Below are 708 nucleotides of genomic sequence, written 5' to 3'. Positions count from 1 at the left end.
AAAACGCGGGTTGTCGCTGAGGAAATTGGCCGCCGTGACGTCCATGTTGGTGAAGTTGGCACGGCCACCGCCCGAGATGCGGATTTTTTCGGCCACCTTTTCGCTGTGGTCCAGCACCAAAACCTTCAAACCCAATTGGCCCGCTACCCCGGCACAAAACAGGCCGGCCGCACCGGCACCCACGATCACAACATCAAAACTTTGCATGGGCTGCAGTGTATACTTTCAACGATGACGGTACCCGATACAGAGGCGCTGCATAACGAGAGAGACAAAACCATGAATCCCATTGTTTACGCCATACCCGTATTCATGCTCACCATCCTGCTCGAGGCCTGGGTGGCCCGGCGGCGCGGTGTAGCGGTCTACGACATTCCCGACGCCATCACCAGCCTGCACCATGGCCTGTTGAGCCAGGTGACCAACGCCTTCACCAAGATCGCCACGCTGGGCATCTACATCGCGGTGTATGAGGCCTACCGCTTTACCGAATGGTCCATGAGCAGTATTCCGCTGTGGATTCTGGCCCTGGTGCTGTACGACCTGTGTTACTACTGGGCGCACCGCATGGGCCACGAGGTCAATGTCATGTGGGCCTCGCATGTGGTGCACCACTCGTCGGAGTACTACAACCTGTCTACCGCACTGCGCCAGACATCGACCGGATCGCTGTTGGGCTGGGCTTTCTATCTGCCGCTGGCGGTGCTG

2 protein-coding genes are annotated in these 708 nt (G+C 58.3%); one reads left to right on the top strand and one right to left on the bottom strand.

Annotated features, from left to right (window positions below; all coding sequences use genetic code 11):
• Window positions 1–207, bottom strand: a 207-nt coding sequence (locus ACMUOY_RS20365) for an NAD(P)/FAD-dependent oxidoreductase (protein WP_413894541.1), incomplete at its 3' end; no start/stop codon positions are given.
• A gap of 72 nt (window positions 208–279) precedes the next feature.
• On the opposite strand from ACMUOY_RS20365, the gene ACMUOY_RS20360 reads away from it, so the two are divergent.
• Window positions 280–708: sterol desaturase family protein (locus tag ACMUOY_RS20360; protein WP_413894540.1), on the top strand; the 429-nt coding region annotated here is incomplete at its 3' end.

Source organism: Candidatus Skiveiella danica (assembly GCF_022705245.1).
Classification (GTDB): domain Bacteria; phylum Pseudomonadota; class Gammaproteobacteria; order Burkholderiales; family Burkholderiaceae_C; genus Skiveiella; species Skiveiella danica.
The sequence above is the reverse complement of the archived record's forward strand: the minus strand, read 5'-3'. Positions and strand labels throughout refer to the sequence as shown.